A 1,292-nucleotide genomic window follows, 5' to 3' on the forward strand; every position below is an offset into this window, starting at 1 on the left:
GAGCAGTTCGTGGCACTCGCTCTGCCCAAGTCGCTCGACGCGATCGTCAGCATGCTCGCCGTCCTCAAAACCGGCGCCGCCTACCTGCCCATCGACCCCGACTACCCCGCCGAGCGCATCACCTACATGCTCGACGACGCCACCCCAGCCCTGACCTTGACCGAGCCGGTGCCGAGCGCGGTCTACCGGGAGAACTCCGCCGACACGATCACCGACGCCGAGCGGCGTGTGCCGTGGTCTCCCCGGCACCCCGCCTACATGATCTACACCTCCGGCTCCACGGGCCGCCCCAAGGGCGTCATCATCGAGCACCACGCCCTGGCCACCTACCTCCACCGCGCCCGCACCACCTACACCGCCACCACCGGCACCACCCTGCTGCACTCCCCTCTCGCCTTCGACCTGACCATCACCGCACTGTGGACTCCCCTCACCAATGGCGGAACCGTCCACCTCACCCCACTGGAAACCACCACCGTCCAGCCCACCCTGATCAAGGCCACCCCCAGCCACCTCCCACTGCTCAACACCCTCCCCGACACCGCCTCCCCCTCCCACACCCTCATCCTCGGCGGCGAAGCCCTCCACACCGACCACCTCACCACCTGGCGCCAACACCACCCCCACGTCCACATCATCAACGCCTACGGACCCACCGAATCCACCGTCAACATCACCGACCACCACCTCAACACCGACACCGACACCCCAGGGCCCGTCCCCATCGGCCGACCCTTCGCCAACACCCAGGCCTACGTCCTCGACTCAGCCCTGCGACCCGTCCCCGTCGGAGTACCAGGCGAGCTCTACCTCGCCGGCGAACAACTCGCCCGCGGCTACCACAACCGAGCCGCCCTCACCGCCGAACGCTTCACCGCCAACCCCCACGGCGAACCCGGCACCCGCATGTACCGCACCGGCGACCTCGCCCACTGGAACCACCACGGCCACCTCATCTACAACGGCCGCACCGACCACCAGATCAAACTCCGCGGCCACCGCATCGAACTCGGCGAAATCGAAACCGCCCTCACCACCCAGCCCGGCGTCACCCAAGCCACCGTCATGCTGCGCGAAGACCACCCCGGCGACCAACGCCTCGTCGCCTACACAGTCGCGAACCGCGCTCTGTGGGACGAGTCAGGCGCGCTGAGCACCCTCGGACGCCAACTCCCCGACTACATGGTCCCCTCGGCCATCGTCACCCTCGACGCCCTCCCCCTCACCCCCAACGGCAAACTCGACCGCAAAGCCCTCCCCGCCCCCGACTACACCGCAAAATCAGCAGGCCG

The 1,292-nt window shown here is 68.3% G+C and carries 1 protein-coding gene; it reads left to right on the forward strand.

Going from position 1 to position 1,292, the window contains the following annotated elements:
- A partial coding sequence (locus IE97_RS0137775) for an amino acid adenylation domain-containing protein (protein WP_030252139.1) occupies positions 1-1,292 on the forward strand: 1,292 nt, incomplete at both ends.

Source organism: Streptomyces sp. NRRL S-455, assembly GCF_000717875.1.
Lineage (GTDB): Bacteria > Actinomycetota > Actinomycetes > Streptomycetales > Streptomycetaceae > Streptomyces.